24 protein-coding genes are annotated in these 25,788 nt (G+C 47.6%); 10 read left to right on the top strand and 14 right to left on the bottom strand.

Features of this window, described 5'->3' with window-relative positions; all coding sequences use genetic code 11:
* Window positions 1-48: 48 nt before the first annotated feature.
* Window positions 49-1,500: a tRNA uracil 4-sulfurtransferase ThiI gene (gene thiI, locus ACZ5DR_RS07620; RefSeq protein WP_377366508.1), complete on the bottom strand. Its 1,452-nt coding sequence runs from the start codon at window positions 1,498-1,500 to the stop codon at window positions 49-51.
* A gap of 331 nt (window positions 1,501-1,831) precedes the next feature.
* Here thiI and glnA point away from each other — a divergent pair, with 331 nt between their 5' ends.
* The 5 genes from glnA to tsaC all read left to right on the top strand — a co-directional run bounded on the left by glnA (window position 1,832) and on the right by tsaC (window position 7,186).
* Window positions 1,832-3,238, top strand: a complete 1,407-nt coding sequence (gene glnA / locus ACZ5DR_RS07615) for a glutamate--ammonia ligase (protein WP_377366509.1) — start codon at window positions 1,832-1,834, stop codon at window positions 3,236-3,238.
* A 261-nt stretch (window positions 3,239-3,499) separates the two neighbouring features.
* Window positions 3,500-4,570 (top strand): nitrogen regulation protein NR(II), encoded by a 1,071-nt coding sequence (glnL, locus tag ACZ5DR_RS07610; protein ID WP_377366510.1) that lies wholly within the window; start codon window positions 3,500-3,502, stop codon window positions 4,568-4,570.
* Window positions 4,571-4,579: 9 nt separating this feature from the next.
* Window positions 4,580-6,004, top strand: a complete 1,425-nt coding sequence (ntrC, locus tag ACZ5DR_RS07605; RefSeq protein ID WP_377366512.1) for a nitrogen regulation protein NR(I) — start codon at window positions 4,580-4,582, stop codon at window positions 6,002-6,004.
* A 159-nt stretch (window positions 6,005-6,163) separates the two neighbouring features.
* On the top strand, window positions 6,164-6,544 hold the full coding sequence (locus tag ACZ5DR_RS07600) for a DUF3461 family protein (protein ID WP_377366514.1): 381 nt from the start codon (window positions 6,164-6,166) through the stop codon (window positions 6,542-6,544).
* 84 nt (window positions 6,545-6,628) lie between these two features.
* A complete protein-coding gene (tsaC, locus tag ACZ5DR_RS07595) occupies window positions 6,629-7,186 on the top strand; it encodes an L-threonylcarbamoyladenylate synthase type 1 TsaC (protein ID WP_377366516.1) in 558 nt (185 codons plus the stop codon).
* Window positions 7,187-7,247: 61 nt separating this feature from the next.
* Here tsaC and ACZ5DR_RS07590 read toward each other — a convergent pair whose 3' ends face one another.
* The 12 genes from ACZ5DR_RS07590 to amaB form a co-directional block, all read right to left on the bottom strand.
* Window positions 7,248-7,961 (bottom strand): ABC transporter ATP-binding protein, encoded by a 714-nt coding sequence (locus ACZ5DR_RS07590; RefSeq protein WP_452600450.1) that lies wholly within the window; start codon window positions 7,959-7,961, stop codon window positions 7,248-7,250.
* On the bottom strand, window positions 7,958-8,839 hold the full coding sequence (locus tag ACZ5DR_RS07585; RefSeq protein WP_377366518.1) for an ABC transporter ATP-binding protein: 882 nt from the start codon (window positions 8,837-8,839) through the stop codon (window positions 7,958-7,960). The genes ACZ5DR_RS07590 and ACZ5DR_RS07585 overlap by 4 nt, the downstream gene beginning before the upstream one ends.
* Complete coding sequence (gene livM / locus ACZ5DR_RS07580; protein ID WP_377366520.1) at window positions 8,836-10,113, bottom strand: high-affinity branched-chain amino acid ABC transporter permease LivM; 1,278 nt, start codon at window positions 10,111-10,113, stop codon at window positions 8,836-8,838. Before livM ends, ACZ5DR_RS07585 begins: the two co-directional genes overlap by 4 nt.
* Window positions 10,113-11,024, bottom strand: coding sequence for an ABC transporter permease subunit (locus ACZ5DR_RS07575; RefSeq protein ID WP_377366522.1), 912 nt, complete (start codon window positions 11,022-11,024; stop codon window positions 10,113-10,115). Before ACZ5DR_RS07575 ends, livM begins: the two co-directional genes overlap by 1 nt.
* Before the next feature lie 82 nt (window positions 11,025-11,106).
* Window positions 11,107-12,222 (bottom strand): branched-chain amino acid ABC transporter substrate-binding protein, encoded by a 1,116-nt coding sequence (locus tag ACZ5DR_RS07570; RefSeq protein ID WP_377366524.1) that lies wholly within the window; start codon window positions 12,220-12,222, stop codon window positions 11,107-11,109.
* A 438-nt stretch (window positions 12,223-12,660) separates the two neighbouring features.
* Window positions 12,661-13,620, bottom strand: a complete 960-nt coding sequence (locus tag ACZ5DR_RS07565; RefSeq protein WP_377366525.1) for a divergent polysaccharide deacetylase family protein — start codon at window positions 13,618-13,620, stop codon at window positions 12,661-12,663.
* Window positions 13,621-14,898, bottom strand: a complete 1,278-nt coding sequence (locus tag ACZ5DR_RS07560) for a S41 family peptidase (RefSeq protein WP_377366526.1) — start codon at window positions 14,896-14,898, stop codon at window positions 13,621-13,623.
* Window positions 14,899-14,926: 28 nt separating this feature from the next.
* Complete coding sequence (locus tag ACZ5DR_RS07555; RefSeq protein ID WP_377366528.1) at window positions 14,927-16,060, bottom strand: murein hydrolase activator EnvC family protein; 1,134 nt, start codon at window positions 16,058-16,060, stop codon at window positions 14,927-14,929.
* Between the two features lie 15 nt (window positions 16,061-16,075).
* Complete coding sequence (gpmI, locus tag ACZ5DR_RS07550) at window positions 16,076-17,605, bottom strand: 2,3-bisphosphoglycerate-independent phosphoglycerate mutase (protein ID WP_377366530.1); 1,530 nt, start codon at window positions 17,603-17,605, stop codon at window positions 16,076-16,078.
* A 97-nt stretch (window positions 17,606-17,702) separates the two neighbouring features.
* The gene (locus ACZ5DR_RS07545) at window positions 17,703-18,536 is read right to left on the bottom strand and encodes a LysR substrate-binding domain-containing protein (RefSeq protein ID WP_464543891.1); all 834 of its coding nucleotides are present in this window, start codon (window positions 18,534-18,536) and stop codon (window positions 17,703-17,705) included.
* A gap of 198 nt (window positions 18,537-18,734) precedes the next feature.
* On the bottom strand, window positions 18,735-20,009 hold the full coding sequence (locus ACZ5DR_RS07540; protein WP_377366534.1) for an NAD(P)/FAD-dependent oxidoreductase: 1,275 nt from the start codon (window positions 20,007-20,009) through the stop codon (window positions 18,735-18,737).
* A 100-nt stretch (window positions 20,010-20,109) separates the two neighbouring features.
* Window positions 20,110-21,654 (bottom strand): L-piperidine-6-carboxylate dehydrogenase, encoded by a 1,545-nt coding sequence (amaB, locus tag ACZ5DR_RS07535; RefSeq protein WP_377366536.1) that lies wholly within the window; start codon window positions 21,652-21,654, stop codon window positions 20,110-20,112.
* A 152-nt stretch (window positions 21,655-21,806) separates the two neighbouring features.
* Between amaB and ACZ5DR_RS07530 the strand changes: the two genes are divergently transcribed.
* Both ACZ5DR_RS07530 and ACZ5DR_RS07525 read left to right on the top strand, forming a co-directional pair.
* Window positions 21,807-22,655: a LysR family transcriptional regulator gene (locus tag ACZ5DR_RS07530; RefSeq protein WP_377366538.1), complete on the top strand. Its 849-nt coding sequence runs from the start codon at window positions 21,807-21,809 to the stop codon at window positions 22,653-22,655.
* 153 nt (window positions 22,656-22,808) lie between these two features.
* Window positions 22,809-23,612: a DUF1338 domain-containing protein gene (locus ACZ5DR_RS07525; RefSeq protein ID WP_377366539.1), complete on the top strand. Its 804-nt coding sequence runs from the start codon at window positions 22,809-22,811 to the stop codon at window positions 23,610-23,612.
* 86 nt (window positions 23,613-23,698) lie between these two features.
* On the opposite strand, the gene ACZ5DR_RS07520 is transcribed toward ACZ5DR_RS07525, so the two are convergent.
* On the bottom strand, window positions 23,699-24,331 hold the full coding sequence (locus tag ACZ5DR_RS07520; protein ID WP_377366541.1) for a hypothetical protein: 633 nt from the start codon (window positions 24,329-24,331) through the stop codon (window positions 23,699-23,701).
* Window positions 24,332-24,426: 95 nt separating this feature from the next.
* Here ACZ5DR_RS07520 and ACZ5DR_RS07515 point away from each other — a divergent pair, with 95 nt between their 5' ends.
* From ACZ5DR_RS07515 to secB, 3 genes are read left to right on the top strand one after another with little or no spacing between them, the layout of a single operon-like run.
* Window positions 24,427-24,843, top strand: coding sequence for a rhodanese-like domain-containing protein (locus ACZ5DR_RS07515; RefSeq protein ID WP_377366543.1), 417 nt, complete (start codon window positions 24,427-24,429; stop codon window positions 24,841-24,843).
* Window positions 24,844-24,858: 15 nt separating this feature from the next.
* Complete coding sequence (grxC, locus tag ACZ5DR_RS07510; RefSeq protein ID WP_377366545.1) at window positions 24,859-25,116, top strand: glutaredoxin 3; 258 nt, start codon at window positions 24,859-24,861, stop codon at window positions 25,114-25,116.
* A gap of 18 nt (window positions 25,117-25,134) precedes the next feature.
* Window positions 25,135-25,602 (top strand): protein-export chaperone SecB, encoded by a 468-nt coding sequence (gene secB, locus ACZ5DR_RS07505; RefSeq protein ID WP_377366547.1) that lies wholly within the window; start codon window positions 25,135-25,137, stop codon window positions 25,600-25,602.
* The last annotated feature ends 186 nt before the right edge of the window (window positions 25,603-25,788 follow it).

Genomic DNA, 25,788 nt, shown 5'->3' with positions numbered 1-25,788 from the left:
GGATATGACATGGACTCAGCCAATAACCATCGACTGAGCCCCGCAATATTAAGGTAAATACACCCCAACGTTTTTATAACCTTTCGACATAAGATGCGACGCATGAATACGGCTCATCACACCCTTGCCACAATAAAGTAAGTATTCTTTCTCTTGATCCAATTCAGGCCACTTTGTCCCCAAAGTAAAGAAAGGCACATTCACCACAGGACGACCAGCCACTTTAACGGGCTTACGCTCTGCTTCATCAGGATGGCGAATATCAACGATCACTTCCTCACCAACAGGCATGCGCACGACGGGCACATCCCCTTGATACTGCTGATCGACGTCTTTAATAACATCCTGAATCGACATAACACGCGCGGTGTCCACCGCACGTTGCAGCACATCAAAGTCGAACTTGCCTTCTTCACGCTCCACTCGGTGCATTTTGGCCCGAGTCGTTGGCTTCACAGAAATCACACCACAGAACTCTGGCATGCTGGCCGCAAAAGGAGCCGTACCGATTTCCTTGGCCTTATCAATGATTTCTTGTTTATTGCTAGTGACCAAAGGACGTAATACCAGCTCATCAGTCACAGTATCAATCACTTTTAAATTCACCAAGGTTTGACTAGAGACCTGAGCAATACTCTCGCCTGTCACCAAAGCCTTCGCACTGACACCTTCCATCACCTGTGACGCGGCACGCAACATCATGCGCTTCAGTACTACACCCATTTCGGCGTTATCAACGTTATTTAAAATCTCTCCCACTACTTCTTCAAATGGAATGGTGATGAATTTAACCCCAAGGTTCGAGCCATACTTGCTCCACAAGAAGTGAGACACCTGCTTCACACCTATTTCGTGAGCATCTCCCCCTAGATTGAAGAAACAAAAGTGTGTCTTCAATCCACGACTCATGGTCATGAAAGAACTCACCGTGGAGTCATAACCACCTGAAATGAGAGACAAGACAGAATCTTGTGAACCGAGAGGGTAGCCACCTAAGCCTTCCACTCGCTGCTCGATGATCCAGACACGGTCGTCACGAATATCGATAGGCACCAAAACTTCAGGATCTTTCAATCGTACTGCTAGGGCACCACACTGGGCCTTAAGGCACCCGCCCACATGACGCTCAGCTTCCACTGAAGAGAAGTCATGCTTGCCGACACGTTTCACACGCACCGCAAACACCGAATCTTTCAATACGTCACCGTAAGATGCAGCGGCTTCCGCCACAATGCCATCAAGGTCGGTTAAGGGAAACTCACGCACATATTGGAAGTGTGCAATACCCGCAATGTTTGATAAGGACTCTGTGAAGGCATCACGTTGGTCATCACGTTCTGACAACACCTCAATGAAGTCCCAATTACCCGCCACTGTCACGTTGTCGTCATGCTCACGCAACACCAAACGAATATTGTGTCTTAGCTGTTTGACAAAGGCCTTGCGGACTGGGCGGCTTTTGATAGTAATTTCAGGGAAAAATTTAACGATGAATTTCATGAGGTGTGTGTTTTTCGTACAGTCTGATTTAAAAGGCGCACAGTATAAAGGAATCCCACACGAAACCAACCCCAAAAAGATGCACCAATAAGGACCACTGCACCAAATTAGCGCACCAATAGTGAGCGCATTTTTATTTACCTAGGTTTTTTATTGTGCGTTTTATTAAGCCGAAAACTAATCGCGTATATAAATATTTGAATTTATTAGATTTTTAACAACGCCCAAAATTCTGGCACAGCTTGTGCTTTCAATTACGGCAATTACGCTTCATATTGAAGCAGTATAAGTTCCGAAAGCAATTTCGAATAAACAACACTGGAGAACCATTATGTCAAACAAGACTCTTAGTTTGATTGCTGAACACGACGTAAAGTGGGCAGACCTTCGCTTTACAGACTTCAAAGGTAAAGAACAGCACGTAACCATTCCTGCCTCAAGCGTAGACGAAGAATTCTTCGAAACAGGTCAAATGTTTGATGGTTCTTCTATCGCTGGTTGGAAAGGTATCAACGAGTCTGACATGATCATGATGCCACAAGATGACACTTCTCTTCTTGACCCTTTCACAGAAGATGCAACCGTTATCATCCGTTGTAACATCATCGAGCCTGCAACAATGCAAGGTTACGACCGTGACCCACGTTCTGTTGCACTTCGCGCGGAAGAATTCCTTAAGTCTACTGGTCTAGGCGACACAGCATTCTTCGGTCCTGAGCCAGAATTCTTCATCTTTGACGACGTAAAATGGCACGCAGACATGTCTGGCTGTGGCGTTCAAATCAACTCTGAAGAAGCAGCTTGGTCTTCTAACAAGTCTTTCGAAGGCGGCAACACAGGCCACCGTCCACGCGTTAAAGGCGGCTACTTCCCAGTACCACCAGTGGATTCTCACCACGAAATCCGTACTGCAATGTGTTCTGCTATCGAAGCAATGGGCCAAGAAGTTGAAGTACACCACCACGAAGTTGCGACTGCTGGTCAAAACGAAATCGGTGTTAAATTCAACACTCTAGTTAAGAAAGCTGACGAAGTTCAGGTAATGAAGTACTGCGTACACAACGTTGCTCACGCATACGGTAAAACAGCTACTTTCATGCCTAAGCCGATCGTTGGTGATAACGGTTCTGGCATGCACGTTCACCAGTCTTTCTGGAAAGACGGCGAAAACCAATTCGCAGGTGACAAATACGCTGGTCTATCTGATATGGCCCTTTACTACATCGGCGGTATCATCAAGCACGCTAAAGCTATCAACGCTTTCGCGAACGCTTCTACTAACTCTTACAAGCGTCTTGTACCAGGTTTCGAAGCGCCAGTTATGCTTGCTTACTCTGCACGTAACCGTTCAGCTTCTATCCGTATCCCATACGTTGCGTCTCCTAAAGGCAAGCGTATCGAAGCACGTTTCGCGGATCCAACCGCTAACCCATACCTATGTTTCGCAGCAATGCTGATGGCTGGTATCGACGGTATCAAGAACAAGATCCACCCTGGCGATGCTGCTGACAAAGACCTTTACGATCTTCCACCAGAAGAAGGTAAATTGATCCCAACAGTTGCTGGTAGCCTTGAAGAAGCGCTTCAGTGCCTAAGCGATGACCGCTCTTTCCTAACAGAAGGTGGCGTATTCTCTGACGACATGATCGATGCTTACATCGCTCTTAAGTCTGAAGAAGTTGAGCGCGTAAACATGACAACTCACCCAGTTGAGTTCGAACTTTACTACAGCGTTTAATACTCGCTTAAGTTAATCGAAAAGCCCCGACCTCAGTTGGGGCTTTTTTTTGCCCCCATTTCACGCACCCCAAAATAGTTGCACCAAAACAGAACACGCGAGACCATTTACTGCTTATAAAACATAGAAAACATAAGGCATTAAAAACGCCCAATGTTGGTTCGTATTTTGCAATACATAGAAATCCAGCCGATCCCCCATAATACCTTCGGCCTGGAAGACATCAGCTTACGGGCGAAATAACAAAGAGGCACACTCAAAGTGTACAGTTTACTGATAGACCATTTATCCACTGCCGTACTACAGCTCAATCGTGAGCTATGTATTGAGTACCTTAATCCGTCTGCAGAAATGATGCTGGAAGTAAGCCGCCGTAGAATCTATGGCCAGGACCTGGCCGCCGCTTTTTTCGAAAACAACGAGAGCCGTGAAGCCCTATTAAATGCAATAGAATCAGGACATGCCTTTACCAAACGTGAAGCGGAAATCACCCTGACCACAGGCAAAACGGTACTTTGCGATTACAACGTGACACCTGTCATGGGTGCCCTGAATCTAACGGATAGTTTACTGATAGAGCTCCATCCTCGAGATCGCATGAAGCGCATATCCCAAGAAGATGAGCTCATCGCCAACCATCAGACCAGCAAAGAACTTATTCGCGGTTTGGCCCATGAGATAAAAAACCCTCTTGGTGGCATTCGCGGTGCAGCACAACTTATCAGTCGTGTATTTAACGACGAAGGCCTTAAAGACTACACCCAAGTCATCATTGAAGAATCGGACCGCCTTAGAGATCTTGTTGATCGTCTACTGGGGCCAAGACAACTGCCCCAATACCGTCCACTCAATATTCACCGGGTAACCGAGCGCGTTAACCAACTGATCTCTGTCGAATCAGAAGGCCAAATCACCTTAACTCGCGATTACGACCCCAGCATTCCTGATTTAGTCGGTGACGAAGCCCAGCTTATTCAAGCCGTGCTAAATGTCATGCGTAACGCTATGCAAGCCCTATTAAACCAGGAAGACAACCAAGATAAGCACATTACCGTCTCTACTCGCACCCTGCGTCAATTCACCATTGGCGCTAAACGTCACCGCTTGGTATGCCGTATCAGCATTGTGGATAACGGTCCTGGTATCCCAGATAACATTATGAAAACACTCTTCTACCCAATGGTAAGTGGACGCGCGGATGGTACAGGCCTTGGTCTATCCATTGCGCAATCCGTTGTCCACCAACACCACGGAATAATAGAGTGCAAAAGTCAGCCACAGCTCACTGAATTTAATATCCTTATACCGATCGAAAAAACGGTAGCAGGCTAGGAGGAACACATGTCACAACAAGAAACTGTCTGGATCGTAGATGATGATCGGTCTATCCGCTGGGTACTAGAGAAAACCCTCGAGCAAGAAGGCATTCAGTGCCGCCTGTTTGACTCTGCCGATGCTCTAGCAAACATGATCGGCAAAGAGCAACCTACTGTCATCATCAGTGATATTCGTATGCCAGGCATGGACGGCCTCACTCTGCTCAACAAATTGCAAGAAGATCACCCTTATATCCCGGTGATCATCATGACGGCCCATTCAGATTTAGAGAGTGCCGTGGCGTCCTATCAGGGAGGTGCCTTCGAATACCTACCTAAGCCTTTTGATGTGGAAGAAGCCGTAAGCCTTATTAAGCGCGCAATCCTGCACCACAATAAGTCTAAACCAGAAGCAACCACCGAAGACATTGAACCCCTTGCACAGACAGAAATTATTGGCGAAGCCCCAGCCATGCAAGAAGTCTTTCGTGCCATCGGTCGCTTAGCAAATTCCAATATCACCGTATTAATTAACGGAGAATCAGGTACTGGTAAGGAACTGGTAGCGCAAGCACTGCACCGCCATAGTCCACGAGCAGCTAACCCCTTTATCGCCCTAAACATGGCAGCCATCCCCCATGACCTAATCGAGTCAGAACTGTTTGGTCACGAAAAAGGCGCATTTACAGGGGCCAACACCCAGCGCCGCGGACGGTTTGAACAGGCAAATGGCGGTACGCTTTTCCTAGACGAAATCGGTGATATGCCAGCAGAAACCCAAACTCGTTTGCTACGAGTATTAGCCGACGGGGAATTCTACCGCGTGGGCGGCCACACCCCAGTGAAAGTAGATGTACGTATCATTGCTGCCACCCACCAAAACCTAGAAGGTCTGGTTGAAAAAGGCTCCTTCCGTGAGGATTTATTTCACCGTCTAAATGTCATCCGCATTCATTTGCCTAAACTTGCGGAGCGCCGTGAAGACATCCCGAAATTAGCTCGACATTTCCTAAGCCGAGCGGCAGAAGAACTGGCAGTAGAACCAAAGATCCTAACCAAGGACACTGAAAACTACCTAAGCCGATTAGATTGGCCTGGTAACGTACGTCAGCTTGAAAATACCTGTCGCTGGTTGATCGTCATGGCTTCTGGCCGCGAAGTACTCATTGAGGACTTACCACCAGAACTGTTGAACACCACACCATCCGAACGCCCATTTGGTTCTTGGGAAGATGCTCTGAAAAACTGGGTGGACAGTGCCTTAGCAAGCGGCCAAAAAGGCATCTTGGAACAAGCGGTGCCGAAGTTTGAACGCATCATGATCGAAACCGCCCTCACCCATACAGCCGGTCGTCGTCGGGATGCCTCTCTACTACTCGGTTGGGGACGCAATACCCTCACCCGTAAGATCAAAGAGCTCGGCATAGACAATGCAGATATGGACGATTAACCCTTCCCGTTATTTCCATTGACCTAACGCAAGCCCAACAGAAGAATCTGTTGGGCTTTGTGCAATTTGATGAAGTTTTATACAAAATCTCTTGCGTTTATCCTAATGATCCCCTAAAAATACCCTTTGATTTAGGCATAAATACACAAGGACCTTCACATGTACCCTACTCTTGAGTCGATGGGAATCAACAGTTTTGAAAATATCGAGAAATACACCCTGCGTTACGAAGGTGGTTTCGATGTTTTGAAGATCTATTACCGTCGTGAAAAAGGCTCATTGCTACCAAAAAGCAAGAAATTCAAATTCGGTCGCGCTACTCGCACCGTACTTGCTGATGGCGGCTTACAACAATACCGCGAAGTCAGCGAACCATCTTTGGTCGTACTGCGCGCTGTAGACGAACTTGGCCGCCTACTTGGCCAAGAGTTCGAAGACAAGCTAACCAAAGAAGATCTAATCAAAGAATTGGATCATCTTGAGCGTGTTGTTGCTAATAAAGTGGCTGAGCTTAAAGAAAAAATCGAGAAACTGTCTTAATTTCTCAATCACGGCCATAGACAACTATGGCCGTTTTTCATCCAAAGCATTACACTCCGCAGATATTTTTTGACGGAGCCCAATATGCTTATCTCTTCTAACGCCTCCGAAATTGCTGACATTATCCGCCAAGGTGGCGTAGTTGCTTACCCGACTGAAGCCGTATGGGGATTAGGTTGTGACCCCTTTAACGAGCAAGCAGTTCAACAAATTCTGACCCTAAAGTCTCGCCCAATGGAAAAGGGCCTAATCCTTATTACGGGTCATGAAAGCCAATTAACACCTTGGCAATATATGTTGCCCGCTGAACAGTTTGCCCGTCTTATTGCTAAGACAGAACGTCCAACCTCTTGGGTTGTGCCAGACACTCAAATCACCCCTGCTTGGGTTCGCGGTCAGCACCCTAGCGTCGCCATCAGACTCAGTCAACACGAGCCCGTTCAAGCGCTCTGTCATGCCTATCAAGGGGCTATTGTTTCTACTTCTGCTAACCCTGCCGGACTCGAACCAGCAATATCTAAAGAGAAAGTGATCGCTTACTTCAGCGATAAACTTGATGCAATTTTTGATCAACCCCTAGGCCAAGCAAGCAAGCCTTCACAGGTACTCGACTTAATGACCGGACAGCAATTCCGAGCCTAACGCCATGCACAAAAAAGCCGAGACACGTCTCGGCTTTTTAACCCTAAATCATGGATTATGATCAATGACCACCCAGATACGCCTCGCGCACCTCAGGGTTCACCAAGAGTTCTTCACCGGTACCCGTAAGACGAATCTCTCCGTTCACCATGACATAACCTCGATCGGCCAACTTCAATGCATGGTTGGCGTTCTGCTCCACCAAGAAAATGGTCATTCCTGTACTGGCCACATCCTCTAGGATTTTAAAAATCTGTTTCACAATGATAGGCGCCAAACCTAAGCTTGGCTCATCTAGAAGCAATAACTTAGGACGGCTCATCAAAGCACGCGCAATGGCCAACATTTGCTGCTCACCACCGGACATGGTCGATGCCCGTTGGTTACGGCGCTCTTTTAGACGAGGAAATAACTCAAACATACGCTGCATGTCTTCGTCACAGTGCTCCATACCAATTGGAATCGTCCCCATTAGCAGGTTCTCCTCCACGGACATACCAGGGAAGATACGACGACCTTCTGGCGATTGTGCCAAACCATTGGATGCCACGTAGTGAGCCGATTTATCAGAGATGTCTTCACCACGATAAATGATCTGACCACTGGAAATACGAGGCTGTCCAAAAATCGACATCAATAGTGTGGATTTACCCGCACCATTGGAGCCAATCATGGTAGCAATCTCACCCTCTTTCACATCAAGACTGACCTTTTTCAAGGCTTGGATGGGTCCGTAGTGGACATCAACATCCTTAAATTCTAACAAGGTTGTCATAGTGTCACCTCTTCACCTTCTTCCGCACCGAGATATGCCGCGATCACCTTAGGATTCGACTTGATATCATCTGGGCCGCCTTTTGCAATCACTTCCCCATGATCCAACACCACAATGTAATCGGAGATATTCATTACCATCCCCATATCATGCTCGATCAACAGCACAGTCGTATTATGCTCATCTCGAAGGACTCGAATCATAGCCGCTAGGGCTTCCGTCTCAGAAGGGTTCAAACCTGCTGCTGGCTCATCCAAGCAAATAAGCTCAGGATTGGTACACATAGCACGAGCAATTTCTAAACGACGCTGCTGGCCGTAAGACAACTCACCCGCCAAGCGGTTAGCAAACTCAGTCAAGTGCACCACTTCCAGCCAATAAAAAGCTCGCTGAAGGGCCTCTTCTTCAGATTTTTTAAACCCTGGCGTATTAAGAATCCCGGCAATCATGCTGCGATTGGCACGCATATGCTGGGCCACTAGCAGGTTTTCAACCACCGACATTTCTTTAAATAAGCGGATGTTTTGGAAGGTACGCGCCAAGCCCGCACGGTTAACTAAGTGAGAGCCACCAAACATCTTGTATTTGATACGCTCATACAATTTTGCTGGGGAGGTAAAATCTGCCCCAGAAAATTTCTGGCCCAACACTTTCACCACACTGGTCTCTTTCCCCCCAGCATTTAGCATGATGCTACCGCCAGTTGCCTTATAGAACCCCGTAAGACAGTTAAATACTGTTGTCTTACCTGCACCGTTAGGACCAATAAGAGCAGAAACAGAGCCGCGCTTGATATCAAAGGTCACGTCATTCAACGCCTTAATACCACCAAAGTGCATCACCAAGTTTTCTACTTTTAGAATGTTTTCTTGGCTCATTTAACTGCTCCCTTTCTCGTAGCAAAACCTGTTCGCGTTACACGAACCAAACCGCGAGGTTTCCAAATCATCATGATTACCATCAAGCAACCAAACATCAACACACGGTAATCAGCGAATTCACGAAGCATTTCAGGCAAAACGGTGAGAACGAACGCCGCAATAACGACGCCAACGGTCGAGCCCATACCCCCCAATACCACGATCGCTAGAATCAACGCTGACTCAAAGAAGGTGAACGACGAGGGATTAACAAACCCTTGGTACGTTGCAAAAAACACCCCAGCAAGACCACCCGTAGAAGCACCTAGCATGAAAGCAGACAATTTCACTAGTACGTGGTTTAAGCCCAACGAACGACATGCAATCTCGTCTTCACGCAAAGCTTCCCAAGCACGGCCAATAGGCATGCGAGTTAAACGGTGCTTAACGTACAAGACAGCCAAACAAACCAAGAACAACACCAAATAAATAAAGATATATTTGTAAGCGGAATCGTAAGGCAAACCGAAGAATTCATGGAATGGTGTCCCCTCTCGGGAACGGCGGGTAAACTCAAGACCAAACAAGGTAGGTAGCGGCGCAGAGACACCGTTTGGACCATGGGTAAACTCAGTCCAGTTGGTTAATACCAAACGGATAATCTCACCAAAGCCCAAGGTTACAATGGCCAAGTAGTCACCATGCATCCGCAACACAGGGAAGCCAAGTATGGCCCCAGCAATGGCGGCCATGATGGCTGCCAGCGGTAACATAGACCAAAAGCCTAACCCTAGATTTTCATAACCTAGCGCCAAACCATAAGCACCAATGGCATAAAACCCCACGAAGCCTAAGTCCAATAGACCCGCAAGCCCCACCACAATGTTTAGACCTAGCCCCAATAAGACGTAAATCAAACCTAGGATCACCACTGTCAAAACATACTTAGAGGCAATGAATGGCACCAACAAGCCCACTACAATCACTACAGGGATGATAAAGCGCATCTTGCTCTTGTAATCCGGAGCCGTGACCACAACCCCATCATCTTTGGTGGACTGGCGATAAAGGAAAGCGGCACCAAATTCAGATTGAGCAAATAATGACACAGCAAAACGCCCTGCCATGACCACAGCAATGATCCATGCCACATCAGCGCCTTGGAAGTTAAACTCGTAACCATCCAACAAGACACCAACGACCGGACCAAATACGATCAACGCCAAAAGACCTGCAATCAGCGTGTCTTTAATGGCTGCTCCAATATTAATTCCTGACGTTTGTTGGCTCATTACACTTTCTCCACTTCAGGTTTACCAAGCAAGCCACTTGGACGGAAGATCAAGATGATCACCAACAAAGAGAAAGAGAAAACGTCTTTGTAATCAGACGAAATCAAACCAGCAAACAAGGCTTCGGACAAACCAAGAATAACCCCACCAAGCATAGCGCCCGGCAAAGATCCTATACCGCCCAATACCGCTGCGGTAAATGCCTTAATACCAATGATGAATCCCACATAGAAATCGAATGCACCGTAATCAAGGGTAATCAATACCCCAGCCAGAGCAGCCATGGCAGCACCGATCACAAATACAGAAGAAATGATGCGATCTGTGTTGATACCCAGAATGGACGCCATTTTACGATCTTGCTGTGTCGCACGACACATACGGCCTAGCTTGGTTTTCTGAATGATATAGGTAAGCACCCCCATACCCAAAAACGCAGCACACAAAATAAACAGCTTCATGTAAGTCAGCTGAACAAAACCATCCCCTACATCGATACGAATCGCACCAGTTAGCATGGTAGGAACACCTTGCTGACGAGCACCTTGGGCGATCTGAACATAGTTTTGCAGAATAAGAGACATACCAATCGCAGAGATTAATACAGCTAAGCGGCTAGAGTTACGAAGAGGACGGTAAGCAACTCGTTCAATAACCCAACCATAAGCACCTGTCACCACAATGGTGAAAATCAGCGTACCGAAAATGATGATTGGGAAAGACTCCAAACCGAAAAAAGAAAGAAGGGCAATAGCGATAGCCGTTAGGTAACTAGAAACCATGTAGACATCACCATGGGCGAAGTTAATCATCCCAATAATGCCGTATACCATGGTGTAACCGATCGCGATGAGCCCGTAAACGGAACCAAGTGTTAAGCCGTTTACTAACTGCTGGAGAACGATATCCATCAAAAAAACCTCTGGGGAATTTAAAACAGGGGGAGTAAGGGAGGCGAGATAATGCCTCCCTATTTTTCATCAACTAAGGGTATTAATTGTCTAGCATTGAGTATTTACCGTTCGCATCCCACTCGTACATGACGTAGTCAGACACTAGCAAATCACCCTTGTCGTCAAATTGCTTGGTTCCCATAACCGTTTCAATTTTGTTGGAATGCAACCAGTCAGATGCTGCGATTGGGTCAAGATCACTTGCTTCTAGGGCCGCTGCAACCACCTGCATCGCAGTGTAGGAGTACATGACATAACCTTCTGGCTCAATACCTTCAGCACGGTATTGTTCCACTACCGCTTTACCTGCTGGGTAAGAGGTTGGATCTGCACCAAATGTCATCAATACGCCATCAACGTATTCTGGAGAACCAGCAACCGATACAAATTCGTCAGATACGATACCGTCACCAGAAATGAACTTCGCCGTTAAGCCTTGCTCACGCATTTGGCGAACCAATGGACCCGCCTCAGAGTGCAAACCACCGAAGTAAACCACGTCAGCATCTACTGAACGAATCTTAGTTACTAGAGCGTTAAAGTCTTTCTCACCACGGGTTAGACCTTCGTATAGCACTTCATCTAGACCGTAGGCGTTCATCGTCGCCTTCATGGCATCAGCCAGACCTTTACCGTAGGTATCTTTGTCGTGAATGATGGCAACACGTTTCGCACCTAGCTCACCCACGATGTAGCTTGCCGCCACATCACCTTGCTGGTCATCACGACCACATACGCGGAAGACACTTGGTAGACCACGATCAGTCAATGCTGGGTTAGTAGATGCCGGTGTGACCATTAGCACACCCGCTTCGTCGTAGATTGCAGAAGCTGGAATGGAAGAAGAAGAACAGAAGTGGCCGACAACCGCGACAGCTTCGTCGGAGTCCACTAGACGGTTAGCAATAGAAACGGCTTGCTTTGGTTCACAGGCGTCATCTGCTTTAACAAGCTTGATCATTTCGCCATTGATACCACCTTTAGCATTGATGTCCATGGCAGCCTTCTCAGCACCACGCCATAGCTGCTCACCGAATGCTGCGTACGCACCAGTATGAGGACCTGCTACACCAATTACTACATCCGCTTGAGCCAAAGTTGCTGCACCAGCTACTGCCAATGAAACAAGCGTTTTTCTAACAACTGCTTTAGACATGTTCTGAACTCCTAACTCGTTTTGGTTTTATCGTTATAATTAAAAAGCAAGAAGCGTTCCAAAAATTTCAACCCATGAAAGTGAGTAAATTTAGGAAGCATTACGTAAACAATTTAAGAAATGTGCACCGTAATATGGCTCAAACAATAATCTCTGTTCAATCTGTGGTCAATAGGAGTGCACAAAATAAGCGCAACAAACATTCTATAAGGCACAATAATGGCAGCATAAAGCACTAGAATTATCTTGTTTTATAGCTTAAAAAACTTTTTAGTATTAAATTTGCACAGAAATGTGCGAGGAGAAAATAGCCAGGTGAGCGTCATCAAGGTGACGAATGATTCGAATTTAAGAATTATTAATATATAGGAAGCGACAGCCAAATTCCTATCAAAAAACTACGGTTTTTTATCAAAAAAATCTGGCTGTGGATCAACCCTAATGTAACTGCTCTTTTATCGAGACCAATTGCACTGATAAAGGCTGGGCAAGACGCTCATGAAGGTAATGCATGGTTTCAGGGTAAGGGTGACCAATCGCAACGGCCGCCCCATATTTGTGGGCTTTCTTGATTAAGATTTCGAACTGCTTATTAATAGCGCTTTGAGTTTTCACATTGTCTAAAAAGACATCCCGTGTAACGGTCCTGATCTGTCTTTCCGACGCCACCACGTGAGCCACACTCTTAGCGTCCGTCAAACTGTCCACAAAGAACAAAGACCGCTTCGCCATCACATCCATTACCCATTCCATGGAGGCCCTATGGGTCGTCAACAAGCTTCCCATGTGGTTATTGACCCCTTGAACCCAAGGCACGCTATCTAGATCTTCATTCAATACTTTTTTAAACGCCGCCTCATCCATGTTGACATATAGTCCTCCGGGGCCCAGTTTCAACTCACGCTGGTTTTCCATTGGTGCATGCAAGATGGTCACTCGTTGCTGCTTTTTAGCCGCTTCTGCCGCTTGATTGGCATAGGGAGTCATTGGCAATATGGCCAGCACCACTGGGAGCGGCAGAGCAAGGCTTTCCTCCATCCCTCGGCGGTTATAGCCCACATCATCAATGATTACAGAAATCTTGGGAGGCGCTGGCAGAAAATCCATTGCCGAGATGTTCCCCAATGCCATGTCGCTTTTGGAATCGTCCAACATTGGGGAATCAGGCTGTTTAAAAAGCGGAGGCCACTCGGGTTTCGACTTTTCTACCGGCATCAAGATGGGAAAGAGGTGATCATGGGCAGGCTTAGAGCGATCCAACACAGGAAAAAGCACGCTCGCCTCTTGCCCTTTCACCACATCAGAATCACCGACTAACGCCCAGCCGAAAGATCCCCACAGCAAGGCAAAAACAAGCAGAGTCTTTTTAACGACTCCTAAGGTCTCACTCAATTTCATTTAACGAGCCATAAACTGCTGAGCACTTTGTAATACAGAGAATGCTTGGAACAATTGGAAATCAGACGTGGCTAGCTCATTAAGCGTATTATCCACATCGGAGCTGGTGCGTTCTTTTCCACCGGTACCATTTCCCAAATGCCCTTTGAGTTCCGCTTCTTTGATAAAGAAGCGTCCTGTTTCGACACTTACTTTCGCCTGTGGAATCACCATATCAGGTAAGATGCCCTGAGCCTGAATAGAGCGACCATTTGGCGTGTAGTACAGTGCTGTGGTGAGTTTGACAGCCGCGCCATTAGACAAGGGCACTACTGTCTGAACAGAGCCTTTCCCAAAGGTTTCCATCCCCATTACCATGCCACGCTTATGGTCTTGTATCGCCCCCGCCACAACTTCTGAAGCGGATGCCGAGCCCTCGTTAACCAGCACCACTAATGGCGCTTTAGGCAGCAGGGTGCCTTCTTTGGTCGCATTAAACTCGGACTTTGAAAAATCGTGACGCCCATCGGTATAAACAATTAATCCCTCATCGATAAAGCTGTCTACAATAGACACGGCACTTTGTAGGACGCCACCAGGGTTATTTCGTAAATCTAAAATCAGGCCTTTAATAGGGCGCTGCTTTTGCAGAGCAACCATTTCATCCCGGAACTCTTCCGCTGAGTTACCCAAAAACTGGCTAATACGAGCGTAGGCAATGTCGTTACCAAGCCACTCAGTGGTGACACTGCTGTCTTTGATCTCATCACGCTTTAACTCGAATTGAGTAATTTCGTCATCTCGCTCAACATCCAGTACGACCGTTGTCCCCTTTTTGCCTCGCATTAGGGTCACGATTTCTTGCAGGCTCATACCAGAAACCAGCTGATTGTCGATGCGTATGATCACGTCACCGGCTTTGATTCCCCCTTCTGCAGCTGGGGAGCCATCGATAGGAGCGACGACGGTTAATTTGCCCTCTACCATCTCCACTTGCACGCCAATACCCGCGTAGTTGCCAGACGTTTGTTCATCAAAGTCGGCCACTTCTTCTTTAGTCAAAAACTCAGAATGGGGATCAAGAGAAGACACCATGCCCTTTAACGCTTTGTTCAAAATGGTTTGATCATCCATTTCTTCCACATAGCCAGCACTGATGGTTTCAAAGGTTTCCACGAAGGTTTGAATCTCTTCTAGAGGTATTGTCTTTTTCGTCGCCCCTTCGTCAGCTGCCCAAACAGCCCCCGATAATGCGAGACTCATTCCCACTGCGATAAGAGATCGCTTGAAACCTAACATATACTTTTCCTTATTTTGGAGCGGAATATTAACCCGTACGCACCCAACTTAATGGAGATAAAGGCTCGCCATCATGACGAATTGAAAAAAACAAGCTCGTTTCAGAGCGCCCGCCAGAACTGCCTGCTGTGGCAATCACATCATTGGCGCTGACCCACTCACCTACTTCTTTGAGTAAGCTTTGGTTATAGCCATAAAGCGACATGTAGCCGTCACCATGATCTATAATCATTAAAAAGCCGAAACCACGCATCCAATCAGCGAAAACCACTCTGCCATGGTAGGTCGCTCTGACTGACTCCCCATCACGGGCCGCTAGCGCCACACCTCCCAAGTTGATTTGGGAATTATCCGGTAAGCGCTTCAACACGTTAAGTGGTTTGATCAACTTTCCTTTTTGCGTTCCAAAAGGCGTGTCTTGGTCAGGAATCTGTATGTCTGCAAGGGCTTGCTCAAGCTGTTTTAGCAATGCCTGCATTTGCGCTTCGTTTTTTTTGAGCTGTGCCGCCTTTCGATCACCAGAATTCAAATCGGTTTCAATTTTCGCAAGTAATTTTTTACGCTGGGCTTGCTCTTCGGTGACCCGAGACTGTCGCTTTTTTAAATCCGCTTGCTCTTGAACCATTTGCGCCCGCTGGCTGCGGATGCTTTTTTCAATCAAGTTAAGATCGTTTGCTTCCGCCGAAAAGCCATTAACAAGGGACTGACGGGCATTAGAAAAATAGCGGTTGTAGTGGATCAGACGCATGGATTCATCCGTGGGCCGATCATTGAGTAGGTATTTCAGACCATCATCATCACCAGAACGATAAACCGCCCTGAGTTGGGCGGCTATCTGTTCATGCTGTTGTTGGATGCTAAGCTGCAAACTACGTTGCTGGGATTGCAACGTTTTCAGTTGAGCAGCGCCCTTTTCCAAGCTTTGTTGCAGCTCTTGGATCTGTTTCGACAGGTCTTGAATCGATTGCTCTTTGCTTTCCAGTTGCTTCTCAACACTGGAGCGCTCGTCTTTCAAATCCTTAAGCCAATCATTTAACTTGGCCAGATCTTTTTGCAACGCTTGAATCTGTTGGCGCGCCTCCTCCGGTGTTTGCGGCGCTGCCGACCAGGCAAAGCTGGTCAGCAGGAGGCTTAGCATCAATAAGCAGGTCTTCAATCCCATTAGGATTTCCTTACATTATTGACGAATAAGTAGGCTGTGGCCGGTCATCTCTTCTGGTTTATCCATGCCCATCATATCCAGTAGGGTCGGAGCAATGTCACACAGTGCACCTTCTTGCAGAGCGAGGTCAGCATTAGGTGAGACAAGTACCAGCGGCACAGGTTCCAATGTATGTGAAGTCAGTGGCTGGGAGCCATCGTCGCTCAACATTTGTTCTACGTTACCATGGTCCGCTGTAATCAAGCACTGGCCACCGTTCACTTCCAGAGCAGCCAAGATACGACCTAGACAAGCATCCACGGCCTCTACTGCTGCCACCGCAGCTTCAAAGATACCACTGTGCCCCACCATGTCACCGTTAGCGAAGTTACAAATGATGGTGTCGTACTTACCCGCTTCGATTACTTCCACCAGTTTGTCCGTGACTTCAGGCGCACTCATTTCTGGTTTAAGGTCGTAGGTTGCCACATCTGGTGAAGGAATCAATTCACGCTCTTCACCATCAAATACGGCCTCTTCACCACCATTGAAGAAGAAGGTAACGTGGGCGTATTTTTCCGTTTCTGCGATACGCAGTTGCTTTTTGCCAGTCTTAGACAAGACTTCGCCCAGCGTATTACTTAGGGCAACAGGTGGGTAAGCCACATCCGCTTTGATGTCGGACGCAAATTCCGTGAAGGTTACAAAGCTCGCCAAGGCTGGCGTGGACTTGCGAGCAAAACCATCAAAGTCAGCGTCAGTGAAGGCGCGAGTCAGTTGACGAGCACGGTCAGGGCGGAAGTTAGCAAAGATCACAGCATCGCCATCTTCTACACTCACTGCCTCACCAATGGCAGTCGCTTTAACGAATTCGTCGTTTTCATCACGGTCGTAAGCCGCCTCAATGGCCGCTTTAGCGGAATCCGCTTGGTACTCAGAAGCACCGTCGACAATGACATTGTAGGCTTGCTCGACACGATCCCAACGGCTATCACGATCCATAGCATAGTAACGACCAGTCAAAGACGCGATACGTCCTACGCCAAGCTCTGCTAACTTAGCTTCAAGCTCTGCAATAGGATCTTGTGCGGAGCGTGGCGGTGTGTCGCGGCCATCAGTGAAGCCATGGACATAGACAGCTTTGGCACCTTTACGGGCTGCCAATTCACACATTGCCATAATTTGTTCGTGGTGACTGTGAACGCCACCTGGCGATAGAAGCCCTAGTATGTGTACGGCTTTACCCGCCGCCACCGCTTTGTCTACCGCGCTTACTAAGGCGTCATTTTCAAAAAAGCTACCGTCTTCAATGGCTTTCCCGATACGGGTAAAGTTTTGGTACACCACTCGGCCTGCGCCAAGGTTCATGTGACCTACTTCTGAGTTACCCATTTGCCCGTCTGGTAATCCAACGGCCATACCAGAGGTTTTAATCAGAGTATGTGGGCGATTGCCCCACAGTTTGTCCCAATTCGGAGTGTTTGCGGCTGCGATCGCGTTAGAAGTAGAGGTTTCGCTGTATCCCCAGCCATCCAGAATAAACAGTGCCGTTGTTTTCTTATTCATGTGTACCAATCCCGATGAGTAATTGACGATTACATTTGATACTACCATAGCCCTCCCACGGCTTTACAGCACGTAAAAGGCTATAGCTGTAATAAAATTACATAATGTCCGAGTGCTTGAGCAACCAATCCCTAAAGGTCACCACCTGCTCAAGGTCCGCTTTGTCCGCCGGATACGATAAAAGGTACTCGTGGGGGGTTTCCACACTGTCACCAAATGGCGCGATCAAATCCCCTGCGGCTAAGGCTTGTCCTGCAATAATAGTGGGCAAGATGGCAATACCCATACCGTGCTTAGCGGCCTCTAACAACATATGAAAGTGGGCAAAGGATGGCCCCGCAAACGAGCCACTTTCGAGGTCTTGCGCCACCATCCAATCCGGCCAAGCATTGATGCGAGAGGATAAATGCAGCATCGGGAAATCCACTACATCTTTAGGTTCTAACCCTGTTAATTCAAGCCCTTCTAACAAGCTTGGCGCACAGACTGCTACGACTCGCTCACTGAGCAAATGGTGACTCACGGCCCTTGGCCAATGGTCGCCACCGTAGTGCAGAATAATATCGATGCTTTCTGGGTCAATCTTGGCCGCATCATCAAGGGATCGAACTTTGATTTGGAAGCGGGGGTGTGCCTTTTCAAAGGCAGCGAGTTTGGGCATTAACCAGTAGGAAGCAAAGGTGGGCAGTGCAGAAATCGTCAAAGTCGTCTTTTCATCTTCCCGATGCAGCATACGCAAACTAGCGTTCTCCATGCTGTCTAATAAGGGCACCACTTCTTTGTAATAAGCCGCCCCAGTACTGGTTAAGACCAAGCGCTTGTTAAGGCGGATAAACAAGTCCCGGGATAGGAACTCTTCGAGGTTACGGATTTGGCGGCTGACCGCACTTTGGGTTAGATGCAGCTCTTGAGCTGCCCGGGTAAAACTCAAATGCCGAACAGACGCTTCAAAACATTTAAGCGCCGTAGAAGAAGGGATGTATCTCCGCATTGATATGCCATATTTACCGAATGTTATGGGAAGTCGTAACTTTACAGCAAGTCGTCACATTCGCCTATCAAGAGAACAAAGGAACACCCATAGATTACGCATTCCTTTGCATTTGTTTGCCAATATATGGCGTCTATCCTAGTCCAATACGTGGGTACGCTGCCCCACATGGTAAGTGTGTGCCCCCACTTCATAGAACATACGCTTCACCTCACGTAGAGGAATATCACGCAAGGTCGTCATTGGTGCCGACAGAGCATCCCGTTTACCGGCAAACCATTGGGCTAACTCTTTGCCCATAATGGTGCCTGGGCCGATGCCTCGCCCACTGTAACCGGCCACACTATACAACCCACGCTGAAGCTGCTGACAATGGGGCAGATGGTCTTCGCTGTAGGCGATCTTGCCTGTCCAAGAGTATTCCCAGCTGACCTTCTCTAGAACTGGCCACAGCTCCTTAACACGCTGTGTCGCCCAGCTTGCGTGGTAATGCTTTTCGCCCCCCATACCGCCAAACACCAAACGGCCCTGCTGATCTAGGCGGAATGAGCTCATCACGGTACAAGTGTCCCAACAGCCTTCTTTATTCGGGAGAATGACGTCTAATACGTCTTGCGGTAACGGCTGGGTGGCGAGTTGGCTATAAAAAATAGGGACAAACTTACGCGCCTGTTGTTTTACCCCATATTCGCCGTAGGCGTTGGTGGCCAGAACCACCTTGTCAGCTTTCACACTGCCGCGGGCGGTTTTTACCAACCATCGATCCCCCTCAGGTAAGACATTTTCTACCGGAGATTGGTCAAATAGTTGAGCCCCTTCTTTCAGAGCCGCATGGGCCAACCCTCGAGCATAGCCCAATGGTTGAATCGTCCCTGCACGAGGGTCGAATAGTGCCGAATTGAACTTTTTCGAGCCAATACGCGCCTGCGCCTCAGGCGCATCTAATAAGGTTACTGGCGCTCCCCGCTGTTGCATTTGTTCACAGCGGCGTTGTAGCTGAGCCAAGCCAGCCTTTCCTACACCACAGTGCAGAGTGCCATTGCGAGTGGCCTCACATTGAATGCCGTATTCTTCCACCAAGCCATAAACGTAATCTGGAGCGACGGCTAAAGCATCGTATAAAGTTTTACCCGCTTCTTTACCTAGCTGGCGGTCAAGATCGTCTGGCTCCAGCCATAGTCCAGCATTGGCCAATCCCACATTACGTCCAGAGCCGCCATAACCGATTTCAGATGCCTCAACCAGAGCCACACTTAAACCAAACTTTGCTAGATGCAGTGCCGCAGACAAGCCAGTAAACCCACCACCAACGATAGCAACATCAACGTCTAATTCTTGCTCCAATGGCATCAGTTCCGAAGCCGCTGGGGCACTCGCGCGCCATAGGGAATCACAAGGCTGTTGAATAGACATAAAGACGACCTCTCAAAAAAAACAGACAGGGAAAACAATCAACAAAAACCAAAACAGGCGAGCTAGACTCGCCTGTTTACTTTATGGAAGGTACTCGCTGTTATTCGAATACAATGCCTTGTGCCAACGGTAGGTCACCACCGTAGTTGATGGTATTTGTTGTACGACGCATGTAGTTGCGCCATGCATCAGAACCGGACTCGCGACCACCACCAGTTTCTTTCTCACCACCGAACGCACCACCGATCTCAGCGCCAGAGGTACCGATGTTAACGTTAGCGATACCACAATCTGAGCCCGCTGGAGACATAAACAACTCTGCCTCACGCATGCTTTCAGTGAATACCGCAGAGGACAGACCTTGTGGTACTTCGTTTTGAATTTCGATGGCTTCATCGAAAGTTTTGTAGGTCAAGACATATAGAATAGGCGCAAAGGTCTCTTCATGAACGATTGGTGCATCATGGGCAATACGAACGATGGCAGGCTTCACATAGAAACCACCTGTTGGTACGCCTTCGGTCACACGCTCGCCACCACAAATAATTTCGCCGCCTTGTGCTTTCGCCGCTTCCAGAGCATTTTGCATGCGTGCAAAGCTGCCTTCATCGATTAGAGGTCCAACTAGGTTTCCTTCTTCCAATGGGCTACCAATGCGCAAGGTGCCGTAAGATTTCGCCACGCGCTCCACCAAGCCATCAACAACTGACTCATGAGTGATTAGACGACGCAATGTTGTACAACGCTGACCAGCCGTACCTGCGGCAGAGAATACGATTGCACGTAGTGCTAGATCTAAGTCTGCCGTGTCAGACACGATCATGGCATTGTTGCCACCAAGCTCTAATAATGAACGACCTAGACGTGCTGCTACGGTTTTCGCCACTTCACGGCCCATAGCAGTGGAGCCTGTTGCAGACACCAGTGGGAACACTGGGCTTGCAGAGATAGCCTCACCTAGGTCACGGCCGCCGATCATTACGCTAACAGACGCTTTTGGAATATCAGGCATATCAGCAATGACGTTTTGTGCGATCTGGTACATTGCCAAAGCACAAAGAGGCGCTTTTTCAGACGGTTTTAGTAGGATTGGGTCACCACATACGAGACCTAGCATTGCGTTCCAAGACCAAACCGCCATTGGGAAGTTAAATGCTGTGATCACAGCAACTGGGCCAAGTGGCTGCCATTGCTCCATCATGCGGTGCCCTGGACGCTCAGACACGATAGACAAACCGTGTAGCATGCGTGATTGACCTACCGCGAAGTCACATACGTCAATCCATTCTTGTACTTCACCCAGTGCTTCTGGAAGGATCTTACCCGCTTCAAGAGAGATCACTTGAGCCAATTCGTTTTTGTACTTACGTGCTTCTTCACCAATGCGACGTACTAGCTCGCCACGACGTGGTGCAGGGATCACACGCAAGGCTTTAAAAGCGTCTTGGAGTTCAACGTTTACAGCCTCTAATTGAGCCGGTGTTGCGTTGTTAAACTGAGACAATTTAGCGCCATCAATCGGGCTGTGAGCAGAAAAAGCCTCTCCTTCACCTAGGGATACCTTGTTACCGGTTAGGACGCTGTAAAACGTATCCCCTTGTTTAAGGGAGTTAACACCCAATGTGTCTAAGCAAGCTAAAGTCATGATTGAACCTCGTTATGTGATATCTAAATTCGATGGATTCACAGTACCCCCTAGAGCTATCAATGAGAAATATTGATTTTATGGTTCTGGTCTAGCTTTTTCCTATAGCTAAACCCATACTAATAAAAACACCTGAATCTTGAGACCTCTGTATGGACGTTCGCTCCCTCCGTTACTTTATTGCCGTATTTGAAGAACGCAGCTTAAGCGGTGCAGCAAAACGCTGTTTCGTAGCACAGCCTTCTATCTCGGCTACCTTGGCACAGTTAGAAGATGACCTAGGCACCCAGCTGTTTGTACGCCATTCAAAAGGTGTCACCGCCACGGACAGCGGCGCTCAGCTTTACCCCCACGCTTGTCGCATGGTGAACGATTTAAATGCCATGCGGAGCATGTTTTCCGACTCCAGCGCACCATTAGAGTTGTCTATTTCGTTAGCACCTTTCTTATCTGGGGCTCTCGTCAGCCAGGTATTGAAAACCCTATTAGATGAAATCCCAGGGTTGACCTTTAATTTGGTGGATGAATCAGAGCAAGCGGATTTGCGTTTCACGTGTAATAGCTACACCAGTGACAGCGATGTGTTTTACCCACTCTGGGAAGATAACTATGTGATCGCCATGAACAACGATCACTGGCTCGGGGATTTCCCCTCCTTATCAATAAAACAGATCGATAAGCTGGCGTTCATTTCGCGAAAGCCATGCGATATTCAGGAATCATGGAACTACCTCATGCAGAAACAAGGGGTCACCATGGATATTCGTGCTCAAGTCAAAACAGAGGAGTACGCATTGGATCTGGTAGCAGCGGGTCTAGGTATTTCCTTGATCCCGGAGCACTCCCTACGGGAGCGAAATGACGTCTTGATTCGTCCGATCAATGATGTGAGCTTAAAACGGGTGGTGGGATTAGCGCACTCTAAGCAAACCAGCTTGCCAGCCCATTTAATCAATACGATTTTGGCGGTTAAGCAGCAGCTTTTGAGCACCCATTTTTAGAATGTTTCAGCCCCTATAAATTGATTGCTAATGGTTGAATGCATGATTTTTCAGCATTAGAAGATGCTTTTTTACCTTTTGCAGGGACGCAACGGAGCGCATACAGTGACCCCATCGGTGATGATGACACACACCAAACATTAGGAGAGAGCCATGCAAGTGAATCAATTTTTCGACGCCCTATGGGACGCCTACACAGACGTTACCCCTCAAGCCCATAAGATTCAGACCCTATTCAAACAACAGGGTGAAACAGTGATTAACGATCACGTTGCCTTTCGTACTTTTGGCAACTCTCCTATTTCCTTGGCCAAACTTGAACCCTTGTTTGAACAAATGGGTTACCAAGCTTACGGCCAATTCCGTTTTGAAAACAAACACTTAAAAGCCCGTTGCTATAAGCATACTGAGCAAGCGGATGCGCCAAAGATTTTCTTATCCGAGCTTTTAACAGAAGAACTGACCCAGGACTGCCAAGACATCATTAATGGCCTGGTAGCGCAAATTCCTGCGGATGTGGTGAAAGGCCCAGAAATTTTCTGGCAAAAACGCCTTTGGGATATACCAAGCCTAGAAGACTACCTCACACTGGTAGAGCACAGCGAATACGCCGCTTGGTTAAGCACCATGGGCATGCAAGCGAACCATTTCACAGTGAGCATCAACCATTTAGAGAAGTTCCCAACCATTGAGCAGGTGAACGAGTTGATTCAATCAGAAGGCTACGCTTTGAACCAAACCGGCGGCCTAATTAAAGGCTCTCCTGAGTCCTTCCTACAACAGTCTTCAACCATGGCTGACAAAGTGGATGTGACCTTCTCAGGTGGTGAGACACGGACCATTCCAAGCTGCTTTTACGAGTTTGCTTTGCGCCACAAACAACCCAATGGAGAGCTGTTTGATAGCTTCATTGAAGGCAACGCCGACAAGATTTTTGATTCCACCAACACCAAGTAGTTGGCGAGCGAAGAGCAAGACCTTGCTCTGACCTAAAAAAGGGAGCCTCCTAGGTAGGATGGCCCCCTTTTTTTGTTTTTAACCAATTACAACCGCGGCACTTTTACCTGCAGCACCACATTTAAAGAAACCTGCGCCAGGACCTGATTCCCGTAATAAAACACCTGCGTGGCAAAAGGCACATCACTGCTGGCAGGGCTCAAATCCATCACATCCTGACCTTCCACATAAAGATTGCCATCTTCATTCCATACCACCCGTAAATCTATGGTTCCACCATCCTCTGCCACAAAGGGCCAACGGGTCTGCTGCCCACGATAAATCGCAAGGGGCGATGCATAGTATTGAATCTGCTTTTCACTGGTCGCCACTAAAATATGAAGCTGAGCTAAATCCCCTGTGCTTGGGTTTAACTGACGCTGAGCTAAACGCTCATCGACCAAGGAAAGCTGCTCTTGGGCGATTTTTAGATTTTGCGCATTCTGATGTGTGATGGCGCTCTGCCCGCTCTCCGTAGAGCTAGTCAATGGCGCGCCTTTTTGCAATTCAGGTATGACATGGGCCCGCTCCCAAAGAGCTTCGAGAGTCTGCGCCAACACTAACTGCTGCGCATTACGGGACGTTTCAAAATCCCCTTGAGGATTAATAGTCGTGCACCCCGCCAAGGCCCCCATCATCAGAATGCAACACATGGCTCCTAGGATATTGATCTTTGACACAAGAAACTCCGTCTAACTCTCATTGTTGCTAGTATGTACCCATTGCCCTTGCCGTGTATAATGCTTCGCAGTTTTTTTATAGGCTTGAGACCAACATGATCAATCAATTAATCGAATTCGCAACTAACCACTGGGAAATGGTCGCAGTATTTTTAGCGATCGCAGCGACACTTATCTTTGTTGAAACTCGTGGCGGCGCTCGTACCGTTAGCCCGTCCTCTGCAACGAACCTTATTAATGATAAAGATGCAGTGATTGTCGACATCCGCCCAGCAAATGAATACCGCACTGGCCATATCACAGGTTCCATTAATGTCCCGTCTGCTAAACTAAAAGATCAAATGGGCACATTGGAAAAACACAAATCGTCTCCATTAATCATTGTATGTAAGAACGGTATGACAGCTGGCTCAAGTGCCAAAGAGCTGATCAAAGCAGGCTTTGATGTGTACAAGCTTCAAGGTGGCATTACCGAGTGGCAAAATGCTAGCTTACCGTTAGTGAAAAAGTAATTAATGAGGCCCACCATGGCAAATGTAACCATTTACTCAAGCGACTTTTGCCCGTTTTGCATCCGTGCAAAACAGCTCCTGTCGGCCAAACAAGTGAACTTTGATGAAATCAACGTTGATGGCAACCGTGCGTTGCGTCAAGAAATGATGGAGAAATGCGGACGCCATACTGTTCCTCAGATCTGGATCGGGGAACAACATGTGGGTGGATGCGATGACCTATTTGCCTTAGAGCGTGCACAGAAACTTGATGAAATGCTCGCCAAAAACTAACAATACCAAGGAACTATCATGGCTGAAGAAAACAACCAAGCTCAACCACAACTACAGATTCAACGTATTTTTCTAAAAGACATCTCTTTTGAATCACCACGCTCACCAATGGTTTTTCAAGAAGAATGGAAGCCTGAAGTAGGCCTTGAGCTAAACACTAAGAGCCGTCAAGTAGGCGAAAACCTTTACGAAGTAGTACTAGAGATCACAGTTAACGTTAAAAACAACGGTGAAGCAGCCTACTTGGTACAAGTACTTCAAGGTGGTCTATTCACTATCTCTGGCTTTGAAGAAAAACAATTGCATCACGCACTGGGTGCATTCTGCCCAGGCACGCTTTTCCCATACGCCCGTGAAAACATCGATGCCATCATCACCAAAGGCAGCTTCAACCCAGTCATGCTAGCGCCAATCAACTTTGACGCTCTGTACATGGAAAGCCTACAGAAGCAACAACAGCAAGCTGCAACAGAAACGGCTCAGTAATCCTTTAGCCGGATCAATTAATGCACATCTAAGGAGGCTTCGGCCTCCTTTTTTGTTTATAGTCTGAATAAAGTCTTCCTGATCATCAGATTTGAGCCTTCACATGACAAAGAAAAAACGTAAACCCTGTCCTTACTGCATGAAAATGCGCTGGATGGTGCTCTATTTAACTTGCATGGCATTGAT

The sequence above is a fragment of the Marinomonas vaga genome, assembly GCF_055388305.1.
The sequence above is the reverse complement of the archived record's forward strand: the minus strand, read 5'-3'. Positions and strand labels throughout refer to the sequence as shown.